A 24,088-nucleotide genomic window follows, 5' to 3' on the forward strand; every position below is an offset into this window, starting at 1 on the left:
GCAGATGAATTAATAACCGATCGTCGGCTAGGGCGGGTACGAATGTCACGCGACGACGGGGCCGACGGCCAGACCGGCGGCGACCGCGCCGGCGATGACCACATCGGCGGTGACCGCGCCGACGCCGACCGCGCCGGCGACGACGCCCGGTTCGACCTCTCCGTGCCGGCGATGGACTGCGCCTCCTGCGCCTCGAAGGTCGAGGGGAGCGTCACCCGCGTTGACGGGGTCACCGCCGTCGACACCCGGCCGACGACGGGGGGGCTCTCGGTGGGTACCGACGGCACCGTCGCTCGCGACGCCGTCGTCGCCGCGGTCGAGTCCGCCGGCTACGCCGTCGCCGACGACGCGGAGTCGGTGACGCTGTCGGTCCCCGACATGGACTGCGCCTCCTGCGCCTCGAAGGTGACCGGCGCGCTGGAGCGCGTCGACGGCGTCCGCGACCTCGACGCGCGTCCGACCACGGGGACGGTGGCGCTCCAGTTCGATCCGGACGCGACGACGCTCGCGGCGCTCCGCTCGGCCGTCGAGTCCGCCGGCTACGAGGTCGTCTCCACGTCGCTCGACGGGGACGGCGACGCGAACGCCGACGCCGAGGAGTCGTCGGTGTGGCGGAGCCGTCGGGCGTACGCGACGTACCTCGCGGCGCTGTTTACCGGCGTCGGCCTCGCCCTCGCGAACCCGCTCGCGCCCCCGACCGCGGGGCCGGCCGTCGACCTCCTCGGCCGCGCCGTCCGCGTCGGCGACCTGTCGTACCTCGCGGCCGTCGCCGTCGGCGGCGTCGCCGTCTTCCGCAACGGCTACTACTCCCTGCGCGGGCGGAGCCTCGACATCGACCTGCTGATGAGCGTCGCCATCCTCGGCGCGGTCGCCGCGGGGATCGGCTTCGACGAGCCCCTGTACTTCGAGGCGGCGACGCTGACGACGCTGTTCTCGGTCTCGGAGTTGCTCGAGGGCGCGGCGATGGACCGCGCTCGCGACTCCCTCCGGGAGCTGATGGAGCTGTCGCCGACCGAGGCGACGGTCGTGCGAGACGGAACGGAAGAGGTCGTCCCCGCCGACGCGGTCGAGGTGGGCGAGACGGTCGTCGTGCGCCCCGGCGAGCGCGTCCCCCGCGACGGCGTCGTCACCGACGGTACCAGCGCCGTGAATCAGGCACCCGTCACCGGCGAGTCCGTCCCGGTCGACAAGGCCCCCGGCGACGAGGTGTTCGCGGGCACCATCGTCGAGGGCGGCTATCTCGAGGTGGAGGTTACGACGGAGGCGGGCGAGGACACCCTCTCGCGGGTGGTCGATATGGTGGAGGCCGCCCAGGGCGAGCGCTCCGACCGCGAGCAGTTCGTCGAGCGCTTCGCGGGCTACTACACGCCCGTCGTCGTCGCGTTCGCGCTGGTCGTCGCCGTCGGCCCGCCGCTGGCCGTCGGCGCGGCGTGGGACACGTACGTCCTCTACGGGCTGACCCTGCTCGTGCTCGCGTGCCCGTGCGCGTTCGTGATTTCGACGCCGGTCACCGTCGTCTCGGGGATCACCTCCGCCGCCCGCAACGGCGTCCTGATCAAGGGCGGCACCCACCTGGAGGCGATGGGCGACGTGGACGCCGTCGCCTTCGACAAGACGGGGACGCTCACGAAAGGGGAGCTGACCGTCACCGACGTGATCCCGTTGGGCGACAACACGGAGGACGACGTGCTTCGATGCGCCCGCGGCCTCGAACTCCGTTCGGAGCACCCCATCGGCGACGCCATCGTCGACCGGGCCGAGGCCGCCGGCGTCGCCGACCGCGCGGTCGACGACTTCGAGGCCGTCACCGGCAAGGGCGTGACGGCGACGCTCAACGGGGAACCCCACTACGCGGGCAAGCCGGGGCTGTTCTCGGACCTGGGCTTCGACCTCTCGCACGTCCACGCCGCGACCGACGGCGGCGTCGTCACCCGGACCTCCCGAGCGATCTGCGAGCGGAACAACTGCCTCGACCTCCTCTCGGACACGGTTCCCGAACTCCAGGCCGAAGGCAAGACGGTCGTGCTCGTCGGGACCGCCGAGGACCTGGAGGGCGTCATCGCCGTCGCCGACGAGGTGCGCCCGGAGGCGCGCCGCACGGTCGAGCGCCTGCGCGAGGCGGGCGTCCGGACGGCGATGCTCACCGGCGACAACGAACGCACGGCCCGCGCGGTCGGCCGCGAGGTGGGCGTCGACGAGGTGCGCGCGGAACTCCTGCCCGAAGAGAAGGTCACCGCGGTCGAGGAGTTGCTCGACGCACACGACGGCGTCGCGATGGTCGGCGACGGCGTGAACGACGCCCCCGCGCTGGCGACCGCGACGGTCGGGATCGCGATGGGCGCGGCGGGAACCGACACGGCCCTGGAGACCGCGGACGTGGCGCTGCTCGCGGACGACCTCTCGACGCTGCCGTACCTCCGGACGCTCGCCGAGCGCGCGAACGGCGTCATCCGGCAGAACGTCTGGACGAGCCTCGCGGCGAAGGCCGCCCTCGCGGCGGCCGTGCCGTTCGGCCTCGTTCCCATCTGGTTCGCCGTCCTCGCCGGCGACGCCGGCATGACCGTCGGCGTCACCGCGAACGCGAGTCGGCTGGCGCGGGTGTCGCCCGCCGACTCGGACGCGACGACCGCGGACGCGACTCCGGACCCGGATACCCCGTCGCCACCGACAGGACCACGGGAGTCGACAGTCGACGCGTGAGCGTCGCCGACCGACTCGCTCGAAATCAGATCGCGGCCTACGCCGTCGCCAGCGCGGCCGCGGTCGCCGCCGCGGTCGCTCGTCCGGACGCAGTCGCGGGGTTCGACGCCGCGATCGACCCGGTGCTGGCGGTGCTGTTGTACGTCACCTTCCTCGAGGTCCCGTTCGTGCGGCTGCGCCGGGCGTTCACGAACGGCCGGTTCGTGGGGGCCGCGCTGGCGACGAACTTCCTCGTCGTCCCGGTCGTCGCGTGGGCGCTCACACGCCCCGTCGCGGACGAGCCGGTCGTCCTCGTCGGCGCGCTGCTGGTTTTGCTCACGCCGTGTGTCGACTACGTCATCGCGTTCACCGGGATCGCCGACGGCGACGCCGAACAGCTCACGGCGACGACGCCGGTGTTGCTGCTGGTTCAGTTCGCGCTGCTTCCCGGCTACCTGTGGCTCTTCGCCGGCCCCGCGGCCGCGGCGGTCGTCGAGGCCGAGCCGTTCCTGGAGGCGTTCGCGACGCTCATCGCCGCGCCGCTGGCGCTCGCGTGGACGACGGAGTGGTGGGCCGAGCGCTCGGAGACGGGGCGGCGCGCGGAGACCGTACTCGGAACCCTCCCGGTTCCGATGATGGCGCTGACGCTGTTCGTCGTGATCGCCTCGCAGCTCCCTCGCGTGACCGCGTCGCTCGACCGGATCGCGGCGGTCGTGCCGATCTACGCGGTGTTCCCGATCGTGATGGTCGCCGTCGGCCGCGTCGCCGCCGGCGTCTTCGGGCTCGATCCGGGCGAGAGCCGCGCGCTCGTGTTCACGTCGGTCACGCGCAACTCGCTGGTCGTGCTTCCGCTGGCGCTCGCGCTGCCGGACGGCTACGCGCTGGCTCCGGCGGTCGTCGTCACGCAGACGCTCGTCGAGTTGGCATGGATGGTCGCGCTCACGCGGGCGGTGCCGCGGTGGGTCGTTCCGAGCGCGCCGGTCGGGCCGTCGGTCCCCGGCCCGCGGGTCGAGGACTGAGCCGGTCCGAGGCGGCTGCCGAACCGGGAACGATTATCCCCCGGCCGACGAATCGCCGACCGTGCCCGAGTTCAACGCCTTCTTCGAACGCCTCCGCGAGCGCATCGAGTCGCACGACACCGTCGTCTCCGTGGGGCTGGACGCCGACCTCGACCGGATCCCCGAGCACCTGCTCGACAAGGACCTCCCGCGGTGGGCGTTCAACCGTCGGATCATCGACGCGACCCACGAGTACGCCGCCTGCTACAAGCCCAACGCCGCCTTCTACGAGGACGCCGACGGCTGGCGCGCGCTCCGCGAGACAGTCGCGTACGCCCACGGCAAGGACGTGCCCGTCCTGCTCGACGCCAAGCGCGGCGACATCGGAAACACGGCCAGGAAGTACGCCGAGATGCTCGAGCACGTCGACGCGATTACTGCGAACCCCTACCTCGGACGCGACTCCCTGGAGCCGTTTCTCTCGCGGGCGGACACGGGCGTGTTCGTCCTGTGTCGCACCTCCAACCCCGGCGGCGCGGATCTGCAGGACCTGGAACTCGCCTCGGGCGAGCCGCTGTACCGGCGGGTCGCCGCCCTCGCGGACACGTGGAACGGCCGGGGGAACGTCGGGCTCGTCGTCGGCGCGACCGCCCCCGAGGAGTTGGAAGAACTGCGCGAGGCGGTTCCGGACCTCCCGTTCCTCGTGCCCGGGGTGGGCGCGCAGGGCGGCGACGCCGAGGCGGCCGTCGAGCACGGCCTCGCCGACGGCGTCGGCCTCGTCAACTCCTCTCGAGGGATCATCTTCGCCGGAGTGGACGCGGGAGGGGACGCTGGGGTCGCCGACGGCGACGGCGGCGACGACGCGTTCGCGAAGGCGTCGGGGCAGGCCGCCAAGCGACTGCGCGACCGACTGAACGACCACCGCGACCGCTGAGGAGGCGACCGGTCGGGGATCGGCCGGCGGGCTGTCAGGATCGGCCGGCGACCGGCGGGCGACCCATCACCGCCCCGTCGACGACGACGGGCCCGCCGATCGGCCCGTGTCCGACCCGTGCCCGGCGCTCGACGGGTTCGACCCGACGGAAGGGTGATCCGTATTTACGTCTCCGACGAGGAGAGTGGATATGCTCTCCGAGGGCTTCGCGGTCGTCGCGGTCGCGTTCCTCGCCGGGGGGACCGCGGTCGCGGTCGGGACGGCCGCCTGGCAGAACCGCGGCGAGCCCGGGGCGACCTCGTTCGCGGTCCTCATGGCGGGCGTCGCGATCTGGTCGCTGTCGTACGCCCTCGCGCTCACGGCATTCGACCCCGGCGTCCGTGAGCTGTTCGAGATCCCGCTGGAGGTCGGAAAGGCGATCGTCGCGCCCGCGTGGCTGTGTTTCGCGCTCGGCTACACCGGCCGCGGCGAGTACGTCACGCGGCGACTGGTCGCGGCGCTGTCGGTCGTCCCGGTCGTCACGACGGCGCTCGTCGCGACCGCGCCCTCCCACGGGCTGATGTGGACCGACTACCGGATCGAACCCGCCTTCGGCTCCGCCACGGTCGCGTTCGACCCCGGCATCTGGTTTTACGTTCACGCGGCGTTCGGGTGGGTCGTCATCGGCTCCGGCATGGTGTTCCTGCTCGGTCCGGTGCTGTCGTACGGCGCGCTCTACCGGGACCAGGGGATCGCGCTCATCCTCGGCGCGGCGGTGAGCTTCGCCGCGCACGTCAAGGCCGTGTTCTTCCTGCCGCCGGTGCCCGTGCTCGATCTCACGCCGCTCACGCTGGCGGCGACCGGGGTGCTGTTCGGCTTCGCGCTGTTCCGCTTCGACCTCCAGGGGCTGTTGCCGGCGACGCAGGCGCTGGGCCGCCGCGCCGCCATCGAGGACGTGGGGGTGGGGCTCGTCGTCGTCAACAGCGACGGGCGGATCATCGAGTTCAACGCGGCGGCCCGACCGGTCCTCGGGATCGGCCGCGGCGGAGCCACCGGTGATCCGGACGGCGACCGCGACGGCGACGGAGACTACGGCCCCGACCGCGACGGCGACGAGGACCTCGACCGCACAGTCGCCGGCGACTCACTCACGGCGTACGTGCCGGACATCGACCTCGCGGCCGACGGTCCCCAGCGGATCGAGCAGTCCGACGAGACCGGCTACCGAGTGTACGAGGCGACCGTTTCCGGCATCGAGGACCACCACGGCCGCCCGGTCGGGTACACGATCACCTTCGCGGACGTGACCGACCGGGAGGCGCGCCGACAGCGCCTGGAGGTGCTCAACCGCGTGCTCAGACACAACCTCCGCAACGACATGACCGTCGTCGTCGGCAACGCGGACCTGCTGGTCGAGCGCGTCGACGAGGACGACCGGCCGCTCGCTGACGCGATCAGCCGGCGCGGGCGAGCGCTCCAGCGCCTCGGCGAGAAGGCCCGCGACGTGGAAGACGTCCTCGACGACGAGACCGACGCCCGGGAGACGGACGTGGTGGACCTCGTTCGGACGGCCGTCGGCGACGTGCGCGACCCGTATCCCGACGCCTCGATCGCGCTCGACGCTCCCGATCGACTCTCCCTTCACGTTCGCCCGCCCGTGTTTCGGGTCGTCGTGGCGAACCTCGTGGAGAACGCGCTCGAACACGGCGGCGACGGCGTGCGCGTCCGCGTCTCGGTCGGCGTCGACGACGACGGCGTCCGTGTCGTCGTCGCCGACGACGGCCCCGGCATCCCGGAGGGCGAACTGGAGAGCCTCCGCTCGGGCACCGAGACGGCGCTGAGCCACGGGAGCGGCCTCGGCCTGTGGGTCGTCCAGTGGGGGACTCGCCTGCTCGGGGCCGACTTGTCGTTCGAGGGTCGCGATCCCAGCGGCACGCGGGTGAGGGTGACGCTCCCCCGGTCGACGCTCGTCGCCGGCGACGACGGGGGCGATACCGATTCGGTCGACGCAGACGGGACCGAGACCGCGGCGGACGACGACGCAGCGGACGCCAGCGCGGCCGACGACGGCGCGGCCGACGACGACCGGGAAGACGCCGGCTCCCGGGAGGCTCACACCGCACCCGACGACACCGGAGCGGGCGGGGAGGGACGGCCCCCCGGGCCGTCGCTGGCCGACCGCGACGACGGTACGTGACTCCGGTCGACAGGCGGTACCGGAAGGCGCGACTCCGGGCGAGAGGCTACCGGAAACCGTGATCCGGGAGCGTCCTCACGCGGCCGCGCAGTCGACGCAGACGCCGGCGGCCCGGTCGTAGTGGTCGTCGCAGACGACCGCCCCGCACCGCTCACACGAGGCCGACGCCTCGGCGGTCTCACACACCTGACAGAGTTCGCTCGCGTGCATGATCGTCGCGGCGTACCCGGCGCGAGCACTTGGTCGCTGCGACGGTTCCCGCGGAGAGCCGGCGAGGGGTTTACGGTCGCTCGCCGCCGAGTCGGGGTGTGGACCGCGACGTACTGATCCTCGGGATCGCGGCCGTGCTCGGCGGGCTATCGGTGACGCTCGCGATGGTGGGCATCGCCCGCTCGCCGTTCGTGCTGATCGTGGCGGTCCCCCTCGCCGCGGCCGCCTACTTCATGTGGTACCAGGCCTCGGGTCGGATGCGCGAACGCCTCCACGAGCGGGCGAGTCGCGAGCGCGCGGCCGCCGACGCCGCGGAAGGGGCTCGGGGGGCCCGATCCCGGTTCGCCCGCGAGGCCCGCGCCCGGATGGGCGACGGCGGCCGCGTCGGCGCGAACGGTCGACGGCGGCAGGCCGGCCCGCGCGGTCCGAACGGTCGCCGCGGTCGCGGCCCGACGGGCGGGGCGTCGATGACCGGCAACGCGGGGATGCCGCCCGGAGACGCCCGCCGGACGCTCGGCGTCGACGCCGACGCCTCGGAGTCGGCGGTGAAGTCCGCCTACCGCGAGCGCGTCAAGGAGACCCACCCCGACTCCGGCGGCGACGAGGAGGAGTTCAAGCGCGTCAACCGCGCGTACGAGGTTCTGACGGAGGAGTGAGTTCCGAAACGAGGAGTGAGTTCCGAAACGAGGAGTGAGCTCCTGGATGAGGAGTGTGGTCTGACCGAAGAGCGATGGCAGTTTGAACCCCTTCTGGCGGCCCGTGGCGAACTCGTCGTTGTCCGACAGATCCTCTCCGTTCCCCCTCCGCCAGCCCCGTGTGAATGAGACGCATACGCGTGAAAACCGTTATACTGACTCACCCCTACCCCTCGGCCATGGGCGCTGACCGGGCCGTGCTCCGCCGGACCATCGAGCGCGGCGAGGAGGAAGGCGGGAACGTCGAGTTCAAGACGCGGCTCACCCGCGAGGTCCACCTCGCGGAGGGACGCATGGAGTCGCTCGCGGCGCAGCTTCGCCACCGGGTGCTCTCGGGGGACGGCGAGGCGCTGTACGTGGTCGGCGTCACCGACGACGGCGGCATCGCCGGCATCGCCCCGACCGCCTTCTCGGAGTCGATGGACGTGCTCTCGCTGTTGGCCGAGGAGGCCGACGCGCACATCCACGAGGTGGAAACGTGGGCCGCCGGCGACGGCGAGGCTGAGGGCGGACTGGTCGGCCTGGCGACGGTGCGCGAGGGCGCGGCGCTGGAGGCGGACGACGACCACATCGTCGTCGGGACCGCGGGCCACGTCGACCACGGGAAGTCGACGCTCGTCGGGACGCTCGTCACCGGACAGGCCGACGACGGCGAGGGCGGCACCCGGTCGTACCTCGACGTGCAGCCCCACGAGATGGAGCGCGGGCTCTCGGCGGATCTGAGCTACGGCGTGTACGGCTTCGACGACGAGGGGCCGGTCCGAATGGACAACCCGGACCGCAAGAGCGACCGCGCCAGGGTGGTCGAGGAGGCGGACCGACTCGTCTCGTTCGTCGACACCGTCGGCCACGAGCCGTGGCTCCGGACGACGATCCGCGGACTGGTCGGCCAGAAACTCGACTACGGGCTGCTCACGGTCGCGGCCGACGACGGGCCGACGAAGACCACCCGCGAGCACCTCGGCATCCTGCTCGCGATGGAACTGCCGACGATCGTCGCGATCACCAAGGTCGACGCCCCGCCCGAGGAGCGCGTGCTGGAGGTCGAGCGCGCGGTCGAGTCGATGCTCAGGGACGTGGGCAAGACTCCCCTCAGGGTCGAGCGTCACGGCGTCGCCGCCGCTGTCGAGGAGATCGGCGACGGCGTCGTCCCCGTGTTGCAGACGTCGGCGGTGACCAAGCGGGGCCTGGGCGACCTCGACAGGATGCTCGAGTCGCTGCCGAAGCGCGCCGACAACGCCGACGGCGACTTCCGGATGTACATCGACCGCACCTACGACGTGAAGGGCGTGGGCGCGGTCGCCTCCGGCACGATCCGGTCGGGCGAGGTGGAGGCTGGCGACGAACTCCTCCTGGGGCCGATGCCGGACGGTTCCTTCCGCGAGGTCGAAGTCCGCTCCATCGAGATGCACTACCACCGCGTCGACAAGGCCAGCGCCGGCCGGATCGTCGGCATCGCGCTCAAGGGCGTCCGGGAGGCGGAGATCGAACGCGGGATGGCGCTGGTCCCCCGCGACGCCGACCCCGAGCCGGTCCGCTCGTTCGACGCGGAGGTGATGGTGCTCAACCACCCGACGCGGATCCGCGAGGGGTACGAGCCGGTCGTCCACCTGGAGACCGTCAGCGAGGCCGCGGTCTTCCACCCGGAGGGCGGCCGCCTGCTCCCCGGCGACACCGGCGAGACGGAGGTCCGATTCAAGTTCCGCCCGTACCTCATCGAGGAGGGCCAGCGGTTCGTCTTCCGCGAGGGTCAAAGCAAGGGCGTCGGCACGGTCACGGGCGTGCACTACGCCGACGACTGACACCGCTTTGACTCTGTTGAGGCGTTTTGTTAGACGTGGTTCTTCATGAAATCGCCGTTGGGTAGGGTTGCGAATTTACTGGATAGGCTGGATATGTCGAGGTGAGCTACCAATCACTTGTATCGGGAGAAGGGCATAACGGCCAAGCCGAACGACGAGAGTAATTTTTTATATCCGGATAGCAACAAGTGAGATTGCTGTGAACAACGGCTCCAGGTCGAACACCTTAGTCGTCGCGTAACGGACGCGGTGGGAAACGGTTCGGCCGGCTCGTCAACTGTGGGCTTCTCGACAGGGAAGTTCGCTGCTTGACACCTGGTTCGCGCTTGCGCTTAGCCGTGCGTGGACCACGATCTGTGGGTTCCTCATGGAGAGCGTAGCGCGTCTGCCGCCTCGATAGTCAACCGCTATGAGCTGCCGAACCAACAAAAATGATCGAGACATCTCCGGCCTGGCTGGAGTTCGACCAGAGGAGTCGCTCCCGAAACACAACTGAGCCGATTCGCGACTACGTACTGATTGGCAAATTCTCGCGGGGAACCCGTTGATGACGCGGACCCCATATACTCTACCGCTCGAATCGAGAGTTTCGGAAGGCCCGCAGAGATACCAGTTCCACACCGCCGATGGTGTCTGCTCAAAAGACGCATTCCGGACGTCTGAACTGCAACTTCTGGAATCACTATGGGAGGCCGACGTAGGCGATCTGCTCTGTCCCGAGGCAAACTACGGCGTCGTTGGGACTATTCTCTCTGCAAAAGGAGAATCTGTCCAGATGACTGAGTCGAGTGCTCGAGCGACCCATATTTGTGAGAAAAATATCAGAGAGAACGATGCCGACGCAGAGGTCTCTCTCTTGGCTGATCTGACGACAGTAGAACGGGAGTTCGATACGGTGGCGTATGCTCCGAAACCGTATACCGCGCTGCCAGTTGGAAAACAACGGATTGCAGATTCCCTCGCGGTGTTGCGTACGGGTGGAAGCCTCTACGTGGCGGCATCGAAACAATCCGGATTGACACGGTACAGGGATTGTCTACAGGAACTGGGTGCCACGGTTGAGCAAGTGAGTAAGAGTGGAGATTCTCGCCTTCTCAAGGCTACACGCCCGAAGAAGTACAATCCGACAAGCTACGTCTCACCTGAAGTAATACAAGCGACGATAGATGGGATCGAACCGCGTCTCGTTACTGTCCCGGGCTTGTTTTCGGCCGCAGAGGTAGACCGGGGGACTCGCCTCCTCATGGAATCTGTTGCAATCGAGGACGGGGAACAGGTACTGGACGTTTGCTGCGGGTACGGGGCCATCGGAGCATACGCGGCGCACGTTGCCGAGTGTGACGTATGGCTCTCGGACGACAATAAAATCGCGACAACGTGTGCAGAATGCACGCTTGAGAAGTCAGATGTTGACGGGACAGTTGTGACCGCAGATTGTGTTGAAGGGGTTTCCCACCAGACGTTCGACAGAGTACTGTGTAATCCACCGACTCACGCAGGTGAAGGGGTTCTCTCCGAGCTTTTTGCTGGGATTCACGGCGTGCTGGATGACAACGGAGTACTCTGTATTGTACATCACGCAGAGCTTGATTTGAGTGATCACCTCTCGCGATTTAGTAGTGTAGAGAGGGGTTGCACGGGAGAGGAACACGTTGTTCTGGAGGTAACACCGTAGGTAGCGAATAGCCCTGACCGTCGAGAAGAGTCGCCACTCGAATCGGGTCCTCTCTGCCCGTTTGGGTACCTTACCGCTCGACAGATCTGCTGTATTTATCGACACCCGCCAAACCCATTACCGCTCGAGAATTCCGATAGAGCCACCGATCTCCGGCTTCGACCGAGATCCCCCGATCCAGATTCAGTTCATCCCGTCCGCGAGCGTCGCCAGCGACGGCACCCGGACGGCGTCGTCCGGCACCGGCCTGCCGTCGCCGACGAGCACCGCCCGCATCCCGGCCGCGAGCGCGGCGGCGGCGTCGGACTGGGGCGAGTCGCCGACGTGGACCGCCGCCGAAGCCGGGACACCGAGCGACGAGAGCGCCGACTCGAAGGGCTCGGCCGCGGGTTTGGCCGGCGCGTCGTGGCCGGCGAACACCACGTCGACGGCGCGGTCTGCGAGGCCGACCGCCCGGACCTTCTCGGCTTGCGCGTCCGGCGGGCCGTTCGTGACGACCGCGAACGGGACGCCCTGGGCCTCCAGCGCGTCCAGCAGGTCGCGCGCCCCCGGTCGCCACGCCACGTTCGCGTGGTCGCGCTCGGCGGCGAACGCCCGCGCCACCCTGCGCCCGAGCTCCGGGTCGCGCCCGCGCTCGGCACACAGCGCTGCGAAACACGCCTCTCTGAGCTCCGCCATCGAGTCGGTTCGGTTGTTGAACTCGGCGAAGCGATCGTAGTACGCGTCAACCTCGAACGCCGGATCGACGCCGACGGCGTCGAAGGCGGCCCTCAGCACGGCTCCCGGCGACCGTCGGTAGGCGACGAGCGTGTCGTCGAGGTCGAACGTCACCGCCGCGGCGTCGGTGAGGACGTCGGCGACCGCGCCGTCGCCGGACGGGCTATCGGGCATCGTCGCGGAGGGCGGAGAGTGCGTCGGTGGCAACGTACCGTCCGTCCCGGCGCTCGGCGAGATCGAGCAGGAGAAACCATCCCAGCAGGAACTCGACCCGTTCGCGCCACACCGCCTCCCAGTCGTCGGTGCGGTAGCGCTCCCACTCGGGCACGCGGTCGACGAACCCCGCGAACGCCTCGTCGGCGGTCAGCGACTCGGATTCGGTCAGGGCGTCGCCCACGTCGCTCGCGCCGTACACCCCCGACAGCAGGTGCTCGCGGAGGTGCTCGGCGGTCGGCTCCGCGCGGATCCGACGGAAGCCGTCGGGCGTCTCCTCCGCGAGTCCGACGGCTCGCAGGAAGGTGAGCCACGTCCGAGCCACGTCGCGCGAGCGGAACCCGACCCGGCGCATCAGGCGGGCACAGCAGTCGTCCTCGCTGCCCGGCACCAGCGGGACGGCGGCGTGGGCGTCGGCGACGAGCCCGAGCGACTCGGGCGGTTCGGGGACCAGCTTGAACTTCATCGGTCGCGTTCAGCGGTAGTCGAACGACTCGGCCAGCAGGTCCTCGCGCGTCTCCCCGAGCGCGTACGTCGGCCCGTCGAGCACGTCGACGGTGACGGCGGCGGGCGCGAACACGCCCTCGTCGAGCTCGTAGAAGTCGTACTCCGCGTCGGCGAACACGTCGGCGAACGGACGGCCGTACTCGTCGGCCGCGCTGGAGGGGAGTTCGTCGAACCGGTCGAACTCCTCGCTCACGGTGAGGTGGACCTCGCCGCCGTACGCCAGGGCGTCGTTCGTTCGCCCCATCGCCTCGGTCTCGTCGTAGCTGACCGGCGCGACGGGGGCGCTCCCCGCGACGGACTTCACGTTCTCCGGGTCGTAGCCCAGTTCGAACAGCCGGAAGACGGCCAACTCGGCGGCGCGGGCGGCCGCGGTGACGCTGCCGGCGGTCGACCCGAGCGCGGTCGTCGGGAGGTAGACGGCCTGCGCGTTCACGTTCGCCCGTTCCGCGACGTGTTCGGCCACGGCGTCGCCGGGGAGCGTCGCGCTCTCGACGCACAGCACCGTGAGGTCGAACTCGTCGTAGTAGCCCAGCGCCTGGTACTCGCGCTCCTCGCCCACGAGCGCGCGGGCGGGCCCGGAACCGAGCCCGGCGAAGCCGTCGAGATCGAGCTCCCAGCCGGCCTTCTGCGATCCCAGCAGGGCGATCCCGGGGTGGTCGGTCGTCAGCTCCACGTGCGGGGTCGGCGTCCCGTCGACGCGACCCATCCGGGTCTGCACGGTCGCGAGGCCGGCGGTCTGTATCTCCGCGAGGAGGAGGCCGGCCTCGAGGCCGCCGTCGGCGTCGACGCCGAAGTCGACGACCGTCGCGCCCGAGTCCAGTTCGTAGGCGGCGACGTTCAGCTCGTCGGCGAAGTCGAGCGCCTCGTCGACCAGCTCCACCGCCATGCGATTGAGGCTGTCCATGGCCGGGCTTGGGCGGCATCCCGGTTAAGTTCGGTCTTGTGCGACCGTCGCCGAAGTCGCCGGCCGCGGGGAGACGGGTCCGATACGCAGTCGTGGGCGGTGCGGCACGAAGCCCTCGGCGCCGTCCATCCGAGCCGGCTTCGCTGACCGTTCCTGTGGGCGGAGCGGCACAAGGACCTCGCCGCCGTCTCCCCGAGCCGGCTTTGCCGGCTCGCGCTAGTCGTCGCCGACCGCGCCCGCCCCGAACTCCGCGGTCACGGCCCCGCCCTCGGCGGCGTCGGGCAGCTCCTCGCGCACGTCGTCGCCGCGACCCTCCGCGATGACCTGCGCGTAGGCGTCGGGGAGGACGCGCGTGAACTCCGAGACGACCGACTCCCAGTCGTCGAGCAGTTCCGTCGCGCGATCGCTGCCGGTGCGCGCGAGGTGGTTCTCCACCAGGCGGCGCAGCATCGCCTCGTCCTGCTCGGTCAGCTCCTCGGAGAGGCTCACCATCCCCGTGTTCGTCTTCGCGGCCAGTTCACCGTCGGGGTCGTGGACGTACGCGACGCCGCCGGACATGCCGGCCGCGAAGTTGCGGCCGACCTCGCCCAGCACCGCGACGACGCCGCCGGTCATGTACTCGCAGCCGTGGTCGCCGACGCCCTCGACGACGGCCTTCACGCCGGAGTTGCGCACGGCGAAGCGCTCGCCGGCCGTCCCGTTGACGTACGCCTCGCCGTCGGTCGCGCCGTACAGCGCGACGTTGCCGATGAGGATGTTCTCGTCGGCCTCGAAGGCGGCGTCGGCGGGCGTCTCGACGACGACCGTGCCGCCCGACAGCCCCTTGCCGACGTAGTCGTTCGCCGCGCCGACGAGGTGGGCGTCGACGCCGTGTGCGAGGAACGCGCCGAACGACTGGCCGGCCTCGCCCCGGAAGTCGAGATCCAGCGTGCCGGCCGGGAGGCCGTCCTCGCCGTGGGCCTCGGAGATGCGGTTCGAGAGCGTCGCGCCCACGGCGCGGTCGGTGTTGTCCACCTCGGCCGCGAGCGCGGCCGGCTCTCCCGTCTCGACGCTGTCGCCGAGTTCGTCGAGGATCTCCCAGTCGAGCGCCTCCGCGAGGTCGGGGTGATCCTGCTCGCGCACCTTGTGGCGCGGGCCGTCGTCGGACGGCTCGGCGATCATCGCCGACAGATCGAGTTTCCTCGCCTTGGGGTGGTCGACCTCGCGCTGGGAGAGGCAGTCGACGCGTCCGACCATCTCGTCGACGGTGGTGAAGCCCAACTCGGCCATGATCTCGCGCAGCTCCTGGGCGATGAACTGCATGTAGTTGATGACGTGCTCGGGCTCGCCGGGGAACCGGTCCCGGAGGTCCTCGCGCTGGGTGGCGACGCCGACCGGACAGGTGTTCTGGTGGCACTGCCGGGCCATCACGCAGCCCGAGGAGACGAGCGCCGCGGTGCCGAACGCGAACTCCTCGGCCCCCAGCAGCGCCGCGACGGCCACGTCGCGGCCGGTCTTCAGCCCGCCGTCGGCGGAGACTGTGATGCGGTCGCGGAGGCCGGTCGCGCGGAGCATCTGGTTCGCCTCCGCGACGCCCAGCTCCCACGGCAGGCCGGCGTTCTTGATCGAGGTCTTCGGCGACGCGCCGGTGCCGCCGGAGTGACCCGAGATGTGGACCACGTCCGCCTCCGCCTTGGCGACGCCGGCGGCGATGGTGCCGATGCCGGCCTCCGAGACGAGCTTCACGTTGACGTCGGCCTCGGGGTTGGCGGCCTTGAGGTCGTAGATGAGTTGCTTCAGGTCCTCGATGGAGTAGATGTCGTGCAGCGGCGGCGGCGAGATGAGCCCCACTCCCGGGGTGGAGTAGCGGACGTGCGCGATGTACTCGTTCACTTTCGCGCCGGGGAGGTGGCCGCCCTCGCCGGGCTTGGAGCCCTGCGCCATCTTGATCTGGATCTCCTCGGCGTTCGCGAGGTAGTTCGAGGTGACGCCGAAGCGGCCGGATGCGACCTGCTTCACGCTACAGCCGCGCTCGGTGTCGAAGCGCTCGGGGGGCTCACCGCCCTCGCCGGTGTTGGACTTCGCGCCCAGGCGATTCATCGCGATCGCGTTGTTCTCGTGTTGCTCGGGCGAGAGGCTCCCGAGGCTCATCGCGGCCGTCGAGAAGCGCTCGGCGATGTCGCCGACGGCCTCGACCTCTTCGACGGGCACCGGGTCGCGGCCGTTGTCGATGTCCAGCAGGTTCCGGAGTTCAGCGGGCTCGTCGGGGTCGTTCACCTGCGCCGAGAACTCGTCCCACGCCTCGCGGTCGCCCTCGCGGACGGCGGTGTGGAGCGCGTTCACCGAGTGGGGGTTCCAGCCGTGTTTGATCCCCGAGGAACGGTGTTCGTACTCGCCCTGGGTCTCAAGTTCGGGGTCGTCGCCGAAACCGACCGCGTAGCGCTCGCGCAGGTCCGACTCGATCTCCGGGAGGCCGATTCCCTCGGTCCGGATCTCGGTGCCCTCGAAGTACTCGCGCACCAGCCCCGAGTCGAGCCCGACCGCCTCGAATATCTGCGCGCCCTGGTAGGACTCGACCGTCGAGATGCCCATCTTCGCCATCGTCTTCAGCAGGCCCATCTCCAGGGCGTCGCGGTAGGCCGACAGCGCCTCGTCCTCGTCGGCCCCGTCCGGGCCGGCGACGATGTCGCGGACGGTGTCGTACGCGAGGTACGGACACACAGCGCCCGCGCCGTAGCCGACGAGACACGCGACGTGGTGGACCTCGCGGGGGTCGCCCGACTCCACGACGAGACCGGCGCGGGCGCGCAGCCCCTCGCGCACGAGGTGGTGGTGGACCGCGCCCGTCGCCAGCAGGCTCGGGACGTGCATCCGGTCGCGGCCCATCTCGCGGTCCGAGAGCACGATCACGTCCGCGCCGTCGCGAACCGCCGCGGCCGCGCGCTCGCGGAGGTCCTCGACCGCGGTTCGGAGGTCGCCATCGGGGTCGAACGTCATGTCGAGCGTGACCGAGGTGAGGTCGCCGTCGGTGGCGTCGTCTAGACCGCGCAGGGCGGCCGTCTCCGATTCCGTCAGGACCGGCGACTCGTGGACGACCTGCCGGGCGTGTTCGGGCGTCTCCCCGAGGAGGTTGCGCTGGGGACCGAGTCGCGTCTCCAGCGACGTGACCAGCTCCTCGCGGATGTAGTCGATCGGCGGGTTCGATACCTGCGCGAACAGCTGCTTGAAGTAGGTGAACAGCGGGCGGTCGAACTCCGAGAGGACGGAGAGGGGGGTGTCGTCGCCCATCGACCCGACCGGGTCCTTCCCCTGCTCGGACATCGGCCCGATGAGGTGGTTGAGCTGGTCGGTGGTGTAGCCGAAGGCCGCCTGCTTGCTCCGGAGGTGGTCGTCGGGCTCCGTCGCCGGCGACGGGTCGGTGGCGTCGGTCACGCCGACCAGGTCGCGCTGTTCGGCCTCGACCCACTCGCCGTACGTCTCGTCTGTGAGGTCGGCGAACACCTCCTCGTCGTCGAGGACGCGTCCCTCCCGGCGGTCAGCGACGAACGTCTCCCCCGGCCGGAGGCGGCCGCGCTCGCGGACCTCCTCGGGGTCGTGCTCGAGCGCGCCGACCTCGCTGCCCATCACGAGGCGGTTGTCGGTCGTCACGTCGTAGCGGCACGGCCGGAGGCCGTTGCGGTCGAGCACGCCGGCGACGCGGTCGCCGTCGAAGCCGATGACCAGCGCGGGGCCGTCCCACGGCTCGACCAGCGAGGCGTGGTAGTCGTAGAACTCCCGACGCGCCTCGCTCATCGCGTCGTCCTTCCGGTACGCCTCGGGGATCATCATCCGCAGCGCGTGCGGGAGGTCGCGACCGCCGTTGAGCAGGAGGTCGAGCGTCTCGTCGACGGAGGCCGTGTCCGACTGGTTCGGGTCGGAGATGACCGGTCGGATCGCGTCCAGCTCCTCCTCGGTGAAGCCGCCGTCCGCGAGGTCCGACTGGCGGGCGCGCATCCAGTTGACGTTCCCCTGGATGGTGTTGAACTCGCCGTTGTGGACGATGTTGCGGTACGGGTGCGCGAGGTGCCACGCGCCGAGCGTGTTCGTCGAGAAGCGCGCGTGCACCAGCGCGACGCCCGAGGTCAGGCGCTCGTCGGTCAGGTCGGGGTAGTACGCGGGGAGCTGGTCGGCCTTCAGGAGGCCCTTGTAGACCACGCGCCGTCGATCCAGCGAGCAGACGTAGAAGCGCTCGCCGCCGTCGGCGTCCTCGGCGGCCGTCTCGACGGCGCGTCGGGCGACGTACAGTCGTCGGTCGAAGGTGTCGTCGTCGAGCTCCGCGTCCTCGGCGGGCGCGACGAACGCCTGCCGGACGTCCGGCTCGGACTCCAGGGCCGTCGCGCCCAGGTCCGCGCCCGCGGCGTCGGTGGGCACGTCACGCCACGCGATCACCGTCAGATCGTACTCCGCCAGCGTGGACTCGAACAGCGCCTCCACGTCGCCGCGGGCGGCGTCGTCGGTCGGCATGAACAGCGACCCGACGGCGTACGTCTCCGGGAGGTCGCCGACGACCGACTCGAAGAATCCGTCGGGGCGTTCGACCATGATGCCGGCCCCGTCGCCGGTGTTCTGTTCGGCCCCGGTCGTCCCTCGATGCTCGAGGTTCTCCAGTAAGTCGAGTGCGTCCGATACTACGTCGTGTGATCGCCCGCCGTCGAGGTCGACGACGGCCCCCACACCACAGTTCGAGCGCTCGTCGTCCGGGTCCGCCAGGCCCCCGACGTGCGCCGACGCGTCCGGCTCAGTCATGCGTGACTATCTGCGGCCTCCGGCTAAAGGGTTGACCCTAAACGGCTAAGGGTGTGTTATTGGCATATTAGGTTGTACAAGGACAACCGTATGTTCTCGGACGATCCTGAAGGATACCGATCGCGAGACGGCGCGCGGTGACTCGACACCGAGTTGTCGCTCGTCACGAGGGAGACGGAGGTGAATCGCGGCGACGGAGAGTCAGTACGACTTCGCGAAGTACGCCGTCCGCGTCGCGTCGTCGCCGCAGACCGCGCAGGCGTCGTCGTGGTCGGAGCCGTGGCGCTCGTCGTCCTCCTCGAACGGGACCATCACGATCTCGGCGGCGATCTGGTCTTTGATCTCCTCCTCGCACGCCTCCTCGCCGCACCAGGGCGCTTTCACGTAGCCGCCGTGCTGGCCGATGGTCCCGAGGATCTCGTTTCTGGAGTCGGCCTCGCGCACCTCGCCCGCGAGGTTCTCCTCGGCGGCGGCGTACAGCTTCCCGTACACCTCGTCGAGGTGTTCGCGAGTCGCCTCGGCGACGCCGTCGCGGTCGACGGTCGACTCCTCGCCGTCGGGGCGATGGACGACCGTTACCTCGTCGTCTTCGACCTCGTACGGGCCGATCTCGAAGCGGACGGGCACGCCGTTGAGCTCGTGTTCGTTGAACTTGAAGCCGGGATTGCGCGTGTCGCGGTCGTCGAGTTCGACGCGGATCCCCGCCTCCTCGAGTTCCTCGGCGACGCCCTCGGCGTACTCCAGCACCTCGTCTTTCGTCTCCTCCTGCCAGATGGGAACGATCGCGACCTGCGTGGGCGCGACCGTGGGGGGAAGGACGAGCCCCTGGTCGTCGGAGTGAGTCATGATCAACGCGCCCAGCGCACGCCAGGACAGCCCCCAGGAAGTGGTGTGTGCGAGGCGCTCCTCCTCGTCGGCGTCGGAGAAGGTGATGTCGAACGCCTCCGCGAAGCTCGTCCCGAGGTAGTGGGAGGTGCCCCCCTGCACGGACTTGCCGTCGGGCATCAATGCCTCGACGGTCGTGGTGGTGTCCGCGCCGGGGAACGTGTCGTGGTCGGGCTTCTGCCCCCGGAGGACGGGGATCGCGAGGAAGTCCTCGTAGACGGACTCGTACTGGTCGAGGCGCGTCATCGTCTCCGACCACGCGTCGTCGCGGTCGACGTGGGCGGTGTGGCCCTCCTGCCAGAGGAACTCCTTCGTGCGGAAGAACGGCTTCGTCTCGGTCGCCTCCCAGCGCACGACCGAACACCACTGGTTCACGCGCAGGGGCAGGTCGCGGTGGCTTCGGACCCACTGGCTGATGTAGGGCGTGATGATGGACTCGGAAGTGGGTCGGACCGCGAGCCGCTCGTCGAGCTCCTCGTGGCCGCCGTGGGTCACCCACGCCACCTCGGGGTCGAAGCCCTCGACGATGTCCTTCTCGGCCTCGAGGTACGACTCGGGGATGAACATCGGGAAGTAGGCGTTCTGGACCCCTGTGCGCTTGAACTTCGCGTCCAGGAAGTTCTGGAGGCGCTCCCACAGCGCGTACCCGCGGGGTCGGGTGATGATGAACCCCGACATTCCCTCGGGCGCGTAGTTCGCGAGGCCGGCCTTCCGGACGACCTCGGCGTACCACTCGCCGGTCTCGTACTCCTTCGACTTCGTGATCCCCAACTCCTGGTCGTCGTCGCCGGAGTCGGCGGACTCGTGTTCGCTCATACTCGTGGATATCGGACTGCCGTCTTAAACTCGGTGCGTTCGGGTCGCCGTGCGGTGCCGGTCCGCGGCTCGAGACCGACGTGTGATGAAAGATGGGTGCGTGGCTACGCGCCACGCGGCGGGACCCGAACGCGGCGGCGTCGCCGTCGGCGACGGTGACCGAATCGGCGTGCGGCGACTGCGACGCGCATGGATAGCCGGTGTGTCCGACCCGGCAAGAGCGTTGTCCCGTCGTGACAGACGGTGTCGTCCCACGGGAACGACTTACCCGGCCCGCCTCGTTCGCTCGCGTATGCCGCTGACTCGCGTCGCCCTCGACGCGGACGACACCGAAGACGTCCTCGCCCTGTACCGGGAGTACGGCTGGTGGGACGACCGCGACCGCGACGACGTGGAACGCGCCCTCGCGAACACCGACGTCGGCGTCGGGCTGCGCGACCACGACCACGGTCGGGACCCCGCCACCGGCGACCTGGTCGCCGCCGCGCGCGTCGTCACGGACTTCGTCTACTACGCCCGCGTCTACGACGTCGTCGTCGCGGGCGACCGTCGCGGCGAGGGTGTGGGCACCGCACTCATGGAGGCGGTTTCCGAGCACGAGGATCTCCGCGACGTTCACCTCGTGCTCCTGTGTCGCGACGGCCTCGTCTCGTTCTACGAGTCGATCGGCTTCGAGCGATACCCCGAGTCGGTCGCCGTGCCCGACGAGGGAGTGGACGGCGAGCGAGAACTCGCGCAACTGATCCGCGTCAGCGGCGACGCGGATCGGGAGTGAGCGGCACTGGGTCCCGATTCACCCCAGGTGGACCGATCAGGGTTCCTCCCGATCTTCAGCACGGCCGCCGTCCCGAACCTCCGCCGGCTCGACCGCGAACGGGCTCTCGGTCTCGCGCCACGACCACCCCGGGAGTCGGGTCTGAAATCCCGCCGCGAGCGCGGCGTCGAGGTCGTCCGCGCCGGCGGCGTCGTCGGGGCCGCCGTGCGTTCGCGCGTCCGCGAGGTGAAACGTCGCCTCCGCGAGCAGCGCCAGCGGCTGTCCGCCCGCGATAGTCGAGGCGAGGCGACGACCCAGCAGCTCGTCGACGACGAACCCCGGGTAGTCGCCCTCCACGTCGAGATCGCGCAGGAGCCCCGCCAGCGCGGCGACGTTGACCGCGCGGTCGCCGTCGGCGAACACCGCGTCCACCTCGCGGCGATACCCGGCCGGGGTGACGGCGTCGACCTCCGTCTCGAACAGCTCCGAGAGGACCTCGCGCGTCTCGTTGACCAGGGGGACGACGCTCGCGCGCTCGCGCAGGCGGTCGCGCTCGGCGGCGACCGCGGCGGGCGTGACTCGCATGACTGGAGTCACGGCGGGCGCGGGGTAGTGTTTTGCGAAGGGTTTTATAACACGGGGCGGATACGGGGAGGTAAGCGGGTTTTCCGTCGCCCACACGGGCAGCGATAACGGAGCGTCCCGTACTCATGCAGTCTTCCACTCACAGCCGGCCCGGGGGCATAGCGTCCGACAGCCGTGCCCCGCGGCACCCGCGACGATTCGCCTACATATGAGTCAAGTCGAGAAGCAGTTAGCCGACACGAAAGCACAGATAGAATCGGAGATCCCGGACGACGTCTCGGTGACCGACGTGAAGTACGAGGGTCCCGAGCTCGTCATCTACACGCGCCATCCCAAGGAGTTCGCCCAGAACGGCGACCTCGTGAGACGGCTCGCGTCGAAACTCCGCAAGCGCATCACGGTCCGCCCGCATCCGGACGTGCTCTCCAAGCCGCGCGAGGCGAGAGCGAAGATCGAGGAGATCATTCCCGACGACGCCGGCGTCGCCGACCTCGATTTCCACGAGGACACCGGCGAGGTCGTCATCGAGGCCGAAAAGCCCGGCATGGTCATCGGCCGCCGCGGCTCCACGCTCCGTGAGATCACGCAGGAGGTCGGCTGGACGCCCGAAGTCGTCCGCACGCCGCCGATCGAGTCCTCGACGGTGTCGAACGTCCGCAGCTTCCTGAAGAACGAGCGCGAGGAGCGCCGCGACATCCTCGAGCGCGTCGGTCGCACCATCCACCGCGAGGAGATGGCCGACGAGCAGTGGGTCCGGATCACCACCCTCGGCTGCTGCCGCGAGGTCGGCCGCGCCTCGTTCATCCTCAACACCGCCGAGACGCGCATCCTCGTCGACTGCGGCGACAAGCCGGGCGCGGAGGGAGAGGTGCCGTACCTCCAGGTTCCGGAGGCGCTCGGCGCGGGCGCACAGAACGTCGACGCGGTCGTGCTCACGCACGCCCACCTCGACCACTCGGCGCTCGTTCCGCTGCTGTTCAAGTACGGCTACGACGGGCCGATCTACTGTACGGAGCCGACGCGCGACCTGATGGGGCTGCTCACGCTCGATTACCTCGACGTGGCGAGCAAGGAGGGCCGAACGCCGCCGTACGAGTCGGCGCAGGTGCGCGAGGCGATCAAACACACGATCCCGCTGGAGTACGGCGACGTGACTGACATCGCCCCCGACGTGAAGCTCACGTTCCACAACGCAGGCCACATCCTCGGGTCGGCGGTGTCGCACTTCCACATCGGCGACGGCCTCTACAACGTCGCCTTCTCCGGCGACATCCACTACGACGACACCCGCCTGTTCAACGGGGCGGTCAACGACTTCCCGCGCGTGGAGACGCTCGTGATGGAGTCCACCTACGGCGGCCGCAACGACTACCAGACCGACCAGGAGGACTCCGAGCGCAAGCTGATCGAGGTGATCAACGAGACGTACGAGAACGACGGGAAGGTGTTGATCCCGGCGTTCGCGGTCGGGCGCTCCCAGGAGATCATGATGGTGCTCGAGGAGGCGATGCGCACCGACAAGATCCCGGAGATGCCGGTCCACCTCGACGGGATGATCTGGGAGGCGACGGCGATCCACACCACCTACCCCGAGTACCTCCGCGACGAACTCAGGGACAGGATCTTCCACGAGGACGAGAACCCGTTCCTCGCCGACCAGTTCAACCACATCGACGGCGGCGAGGACGAGCGCCAGGAGGTCGCCGACGGCGGCCCCTGCATCGTCCTCTCCACCTCGGGGATGATGACGGGCGGACCGATCATGTCGTGGCTGCGCCACATCGGCAGCGAGGAGGAGTCCACGCTCACCTTCGTCGGCTACCAGGCCCAGGGAACCCTCGGTCGCCGGATCCAGAACGGGTGGGACGAGATCCCGGTACAGGACCCCCGCGACCGCAGCCGCGAGTCGACGATCTCCCTGCGGATGGGCATCGAGGTCGTCGACGGCTTCTCCGGGCACGCCGATCGCCAGGGGCTGGAGAACTTCGTGAAGACGATGAACCCGCGCCCGGAGAAGGTGCTGTGCGTCCACGGCGACGAGCGCTCCGTGCAGGACTTTTCCTCGGCGCTGTATCACGACTACAACATGCGGACGTTCGCGCCGAAGAACCTGGAGACGTTCCGGTTCAAATAAAGAACCGCTTTTCTGATGGGGGTTTCCTCGGTCGCTCGCTGCGCTCGCGCCCTGCGGGAACCCCCATTGAAAACCCGTTCATGACAAAACCTCCGCTCACTCGGGCCTACGGCCCTCGTTCGCGGTACGACACGGAATAAGACCGCCCGCAAACCATCGGTGACTGGGGCAAGGGGGATTACCGCCGGTACTCAAGTCCCACGCCATCGAGGAGCGGGTATGCGCCTCGCGCTCATCGCCCACGACGAACAGAAGGACACCCTCGTCGAATTCGCCCGCGAGTACGTCGACACGCTCTCGAAACACGACCTGCTCGCGACGGGAACCACCGGAAAGCGCCTGAACGAGGAGACCGACCTCACGGTCGAGCGCAAGTCGTCGGGACCGCTCGGGGGCGACATGCAGATAGGCGCGGAGGTCGCCGACGGCGACTGTCACGGCATCGTCTTCCTGCGCGACCCGTTGACCGCCCAACCGCATGAACCGGACATCTCCGCACTCCTCCGGATCTGCGACGTGCACGACGTCCCGCTGGCGACCAACCCCGTGAGCGCCGCGTATCTCGTCGAGGGGATCGATCGCGACGTGAGCTATCAGGACCGATAGCCGGTTCGGGCGACTTTTTGACTCGGACCTCCGA

General features: G+C 69.6%; 17 protein-coding genes. 10 read left to right on the top strand and 7 right to left on the bottom strand.

The genetic code is table 11. From position 1 onward, the window contains the following. Positions 1-42: 42 nt before the first annotated feature. The 4 genes from Hbl1158_RS06690 (at position 43) to Hbl1158_RS06705 (ending at position 6,787) form a co-directional block, all read left to right on the top strand. A complete protein-coding gene (locus Hbl1158_RS06690) occupies positions 43-2,700 on the top strand; it encodes a heavy metal translocating P-type ATPase (protein WP_234299276.1) in 2,658 nt (885 codons plus the stop codon). Continuing rightward, positions 2,697-3,698, top strand: a complete 1,002-nt coding sequence (locus Hbl1158_RS06695; RefSeq protein WP_234299277.1) for a bile acid:sodium symporter — start codon at positions 2,697-2,699, stop codon at positions 3,696-3,698. The genes Hbl1158_RS06690 and Hbl1158_RS06695 overlap by 4 nt, the downstream gene beginning before the upstream one ends. 61 nt (positions 3,699-3,759) lie before the next feature. After that, positions 3,760-4,611 carry an orotidine-5'-phosphate decarboxylase gene (pyrF, locus tag Hbl1158_RS06700; RefSeq protein ID WP_234299278.1) on the top strand — a complete coding sequence of 284 codons (852 nt, stop codon included), beginning with the start codon at positions 3,760-3,762 and terminating at the stop codon, positions 4,609-4,611. 190 nt (positions 4,612-4,801) lie between these two features. Next, positions 4,802-6,787 carry a histidine kinase N-terminal 7TM domain-containing protein gene (locus tag Hbl1158_RS06705; protein WP_234299279.1) on the top strand — a complete coding sequence of 662 codons (1,986 nt, stop codon included), beginning with the start codon at positions 4,802-4,804 and terminating at the stop codon, positions 6,785-6,787. 75 nt (positions 6,788-6,862) lie between these two features. On the opposite strand, the gene Hbl1158_RS17155 is transcribed toward Hbl1158_RS06705, so the two are convergent. Then, the gene (locus tag Hbl1158_RS17155; RefSeq protein ID WP_255764195.1) at positions 6,863-6,997 is read right to left on the bottom strand and encodes a hypothetical protein; all 135 of its coding nucleotides are present in this window, start codon (positions 6,995-6,997) and stop codon (positions 6,863-6,865) included. Positions 6,998-7,095: 98 nt separating this feature from the next. Between Hbl1158_RS17155 and Hbl1158_RS06710 the strand changes: the two genes are divergently transcribed. From Hbl1158_RS06710 to Hbl1158_RS06720, 3 genes are all read left to right on the top strand, one after another. Further along, entirely contained in the window at positions 7,096-7,653 is a 558-nt protein-coding gene (locus Hbl1158_RS06710) for a J domain-containing protein (protein WP_234299280.1), read from the top strand. Positions 7,654-7,871: 218 nt separating this feature from the next. Then, complete coding sequence (locus tag Hbl1158_RS06715; RefSeq protein WP_234299281.1) at positions 7,872-9,494, top strand: GTPBP1 family GTP-binding protein; 1,623 nt, start codon at positions 7,872-7,874, stop codon at positions 9,492-9,494. Between the two features lie 547 nt (positions 9,495-10,041). Continuing rightward, positions 10,042-11,169: a methyltransferase gene (locus Hbl1158_RS06720; protein ID WP_234299282.1), complete on the top strand. Its 1,128-nt coding sequence runs from the start codon at positions 10,042-10,044 to the stop codon at positions 11,167-11,169. Between the two features lie 183 nt (positions 11,170-11,352). Here the strand turns inward: Hbl1158_RS06720 and Hbl1158_RS06725 are convergent, their stop codons facing one another. The 5 genes from Hbl1158_RS06725 to proS all read right to left on the bottom strand — a co-directional run bounded on the left by Hbl1158_RS06725 (position 11,353) and on the right by proS (position 19,975). Continuing rightward, positions 11,353-12,060, bottom strand: coding sequence for an HAD family hydrolase (locus Hbl1158_RS06725; RefSeq protein WP_234299283.1), 708 nt, complete (start codon positions 12,058-12,060; stop codon positions 11,353-11,355). Beyond that, positions 12,050-12,565, bottom strand: coding sequence for a hypothetical protein (locus tag Hbl1158_RS06730; RefSeq protein ID WP_234299284.1), 516 nt, complete (start codon positions 12,563-12,565; stop codon positions 12,050-12,052). Before Hbl1158_RS06730 ends, Hbl1158_RS06725 begins: the two co-directional genes overlap by 11 nt. A 9-nt stretch (positions 12,566-12,574) precedes the next feature. Further along, positions 12,575-13,510: a methenyltetrahydromethanopterin cyclohydrolase gene (gene mch / locus Hbl1158_RS06735; protein WP_234299285.1), complete on the bottom strand. Its 936-nt coding sequence runs from the start codon at positions 13,508-13,510 to the stop codon at positions 12,575-12,577. A gap of 216 nt (positions 13,511-13,726) precedes the next feature. Next, positions 13,727-18,274: a glutamate synthase large subunit gene (gltB, locus tag Hbl1158_RS06740; RefSeq protein ID WP_234299286.1), complete on the bottom strand. Its 4,548-nt coding sequence runs from the start codon at positions 18,272-18,274 to the stop codon at positions 13,727-13,729. Between the two features lie 201 nt (positions 18,275-18,475). Continuing rightward, positions 18,476-19,975, bottom strand: coding sequence for a proline--tRNA ligase (proS, locus tag Hbl1158_RS06745; protein ID WP_234299287.1), 1,500 nt, complete (start codon positions 19,973-19,975; stop codon positions 18,476-18,478). Positions 19,976-20,267: 292 nt separating this feature from the next. On the opposite strand from proS, the gene Hbl1158_RS06750 reads away from it, so the two are divergent. After that, positions 20,268-20,750, top strand: coding sequence for a GNAT family N-acetyltransferase (locus Hbl1158_RS06750; protein WP_234299288.1), 483 nt, complete (start codon positions 20,268-20,270; stop codon positions 20,748-20,750). A 36-nt stretch (positions 20,751-20,786) separates the two neighbouring features. On the opposite strand, the gene Hbl1158_RS06755 is transcribed toward Hbl1158_RS06750, so the two are convergent. Then, the gene (locus tag Hbl1158_RS06755) at positions 20,787-21,314 is read right to left on the bottom strand and encodes a hypothetical protein (protein WP_234299289.1); all 528 of its coding nucleotides are present in this window, start codon (positions 21,312-21,314) and stop codon (positions 20,787-20,789) included. 208 nt (positions 21,315-21,522) lie between these two features. On the opposite strand from Hbl1158_RS06755, the gene Hbl1158_RS06760 reads away from it, so the two are divergent. Then, positions 21,523-23,448, top strand: coding sequence for a beta-CASP ribonuclease aCPSF1 (locus Hbl1158_RS06760; RefSeq protein WP_234299290.1), 1,926 nt, complete (start codon positions 21,523-21,525; stop codon positions 23,446-23,448). Between the two features lie 219 nt (positions 23,449-23,667). Further along, positions 23,668-24,054 carry a methylglyoxal synthase gene (locus Hbl1158_RS06765; protein ID WP_234299291.1) on the top strand — a complete coding sequence of 129 codons (387 nt, stop codon included), beginning with the start codon at positions 23,668-23,670 and terminating at the stop codon, positions 24,052-24,054. Positions 24,055-24,088 lie beyond the last annotated feature (34 nt).

Source organism: Halobaculum sp. CBA1158 (genome assembly GCF_021431925.1).
Taxonomy (GTDB): Archaea; Halobacteriota; Halobacteria; order Halobacteriales; family Haloferacaceae; genus Halobaculum.

Coding starts and splice junctions, on each gene's coding strand:
- proS (WP_234299287.1), bottom strand. CDS start 19,975: ATGAGCGAACACGAGTCCGCCGACTCCGGCGACGACGACCAGGAGTTG.
- gltB (WP_234299286.1), bottom strand. CDS start 18,274: ATGACTGAGCCGGACGCGTCGGCGCACGTCGGGGGCCTGGCGGACCCG.
- Hbl1158_RS06765 (WP_234299291.1), top strand. CDS start 23,668: ATGCGCCTCGCGCTCATCGCCCACGACGAACAGAAGGACACCCTCGTC.
- Hbl1158_RS06760 (WP_234299290.1), top strand. CDS start 21,523: ATGAGTCAAGTCGAGAAGCAGTTAGCCGACACGAAAGCACAGATAGAA.
- Hbl1158_RS06705 (WP_234299279.1), top strand. CDS start 4,802: ATGCTCTCCGAGGGCTTCGCGGTCGTCGCGGTCGCGTTCCTCGCCGGG.
- Hbl1158_RS06750 (WP_234299288.1), top strand. CDS start 20,268: ATGCCGCTGACTCGCGTCGCCCTCGACGCGGACGACACCGAAGACGTC.
- Hbl1158_RS06755 (WP_234299289.1), bottom strand. CDS start 21,314: ATGCGAGTCACGCCCGCCGCGGTCGCCGCCGAGCGCGACCGCCTGCGC.
- Hbl1158_RS06715 (WP_234299281.1), top strand. CDS start 7,872: ATGGGCGCTGACCGGGCCGTGCTCCGCCGGACCATCGAGCGCGGCGAG.
- Hbl1158_RS06725 (WP_234299283.1), bottom strand. CDS start 12,060: ATGCCCGATAGCCCGTCCGGCGACGGCGCGGTCGCCGACGTCCTCACC.
- Hbl1158_RS06690 (WP_234299276.1), top strand. CDS start 43: ATGTCACGCGACGACGGGGCCGACGGCCAGACCGGCGGCGACCGCGCC.
- Hbl1158_RS06720 (WP_234299282.1), top strand. CDS start 10,042: ATGACGCGGACCCCATATACTCTACCGCTCGAATCGAGAGTTTCGGAA.
- Hbl1158_RS17155 (WP_255764195.1), bottom strand. CDS start 6,997: ATGCACGCGAGCGAACTCTGTCAGGTGTGTGAGACCGCCGAGGCGTCG.
- mch (WP_234299285.1), bottom strand. CDS start 13,510: ATGGACAGCCTCAATCGCATGGCGGTGGAGCTGGTCGACGAGGCGCTC.
- Hbl1158_RS06730 (WP_234299284.1), bottom strand. CDS start 12,565: ATGAAGTTCAAGCTGGTCCCCGAACCGCCCGAGTCGCTCGGGCTCGTC.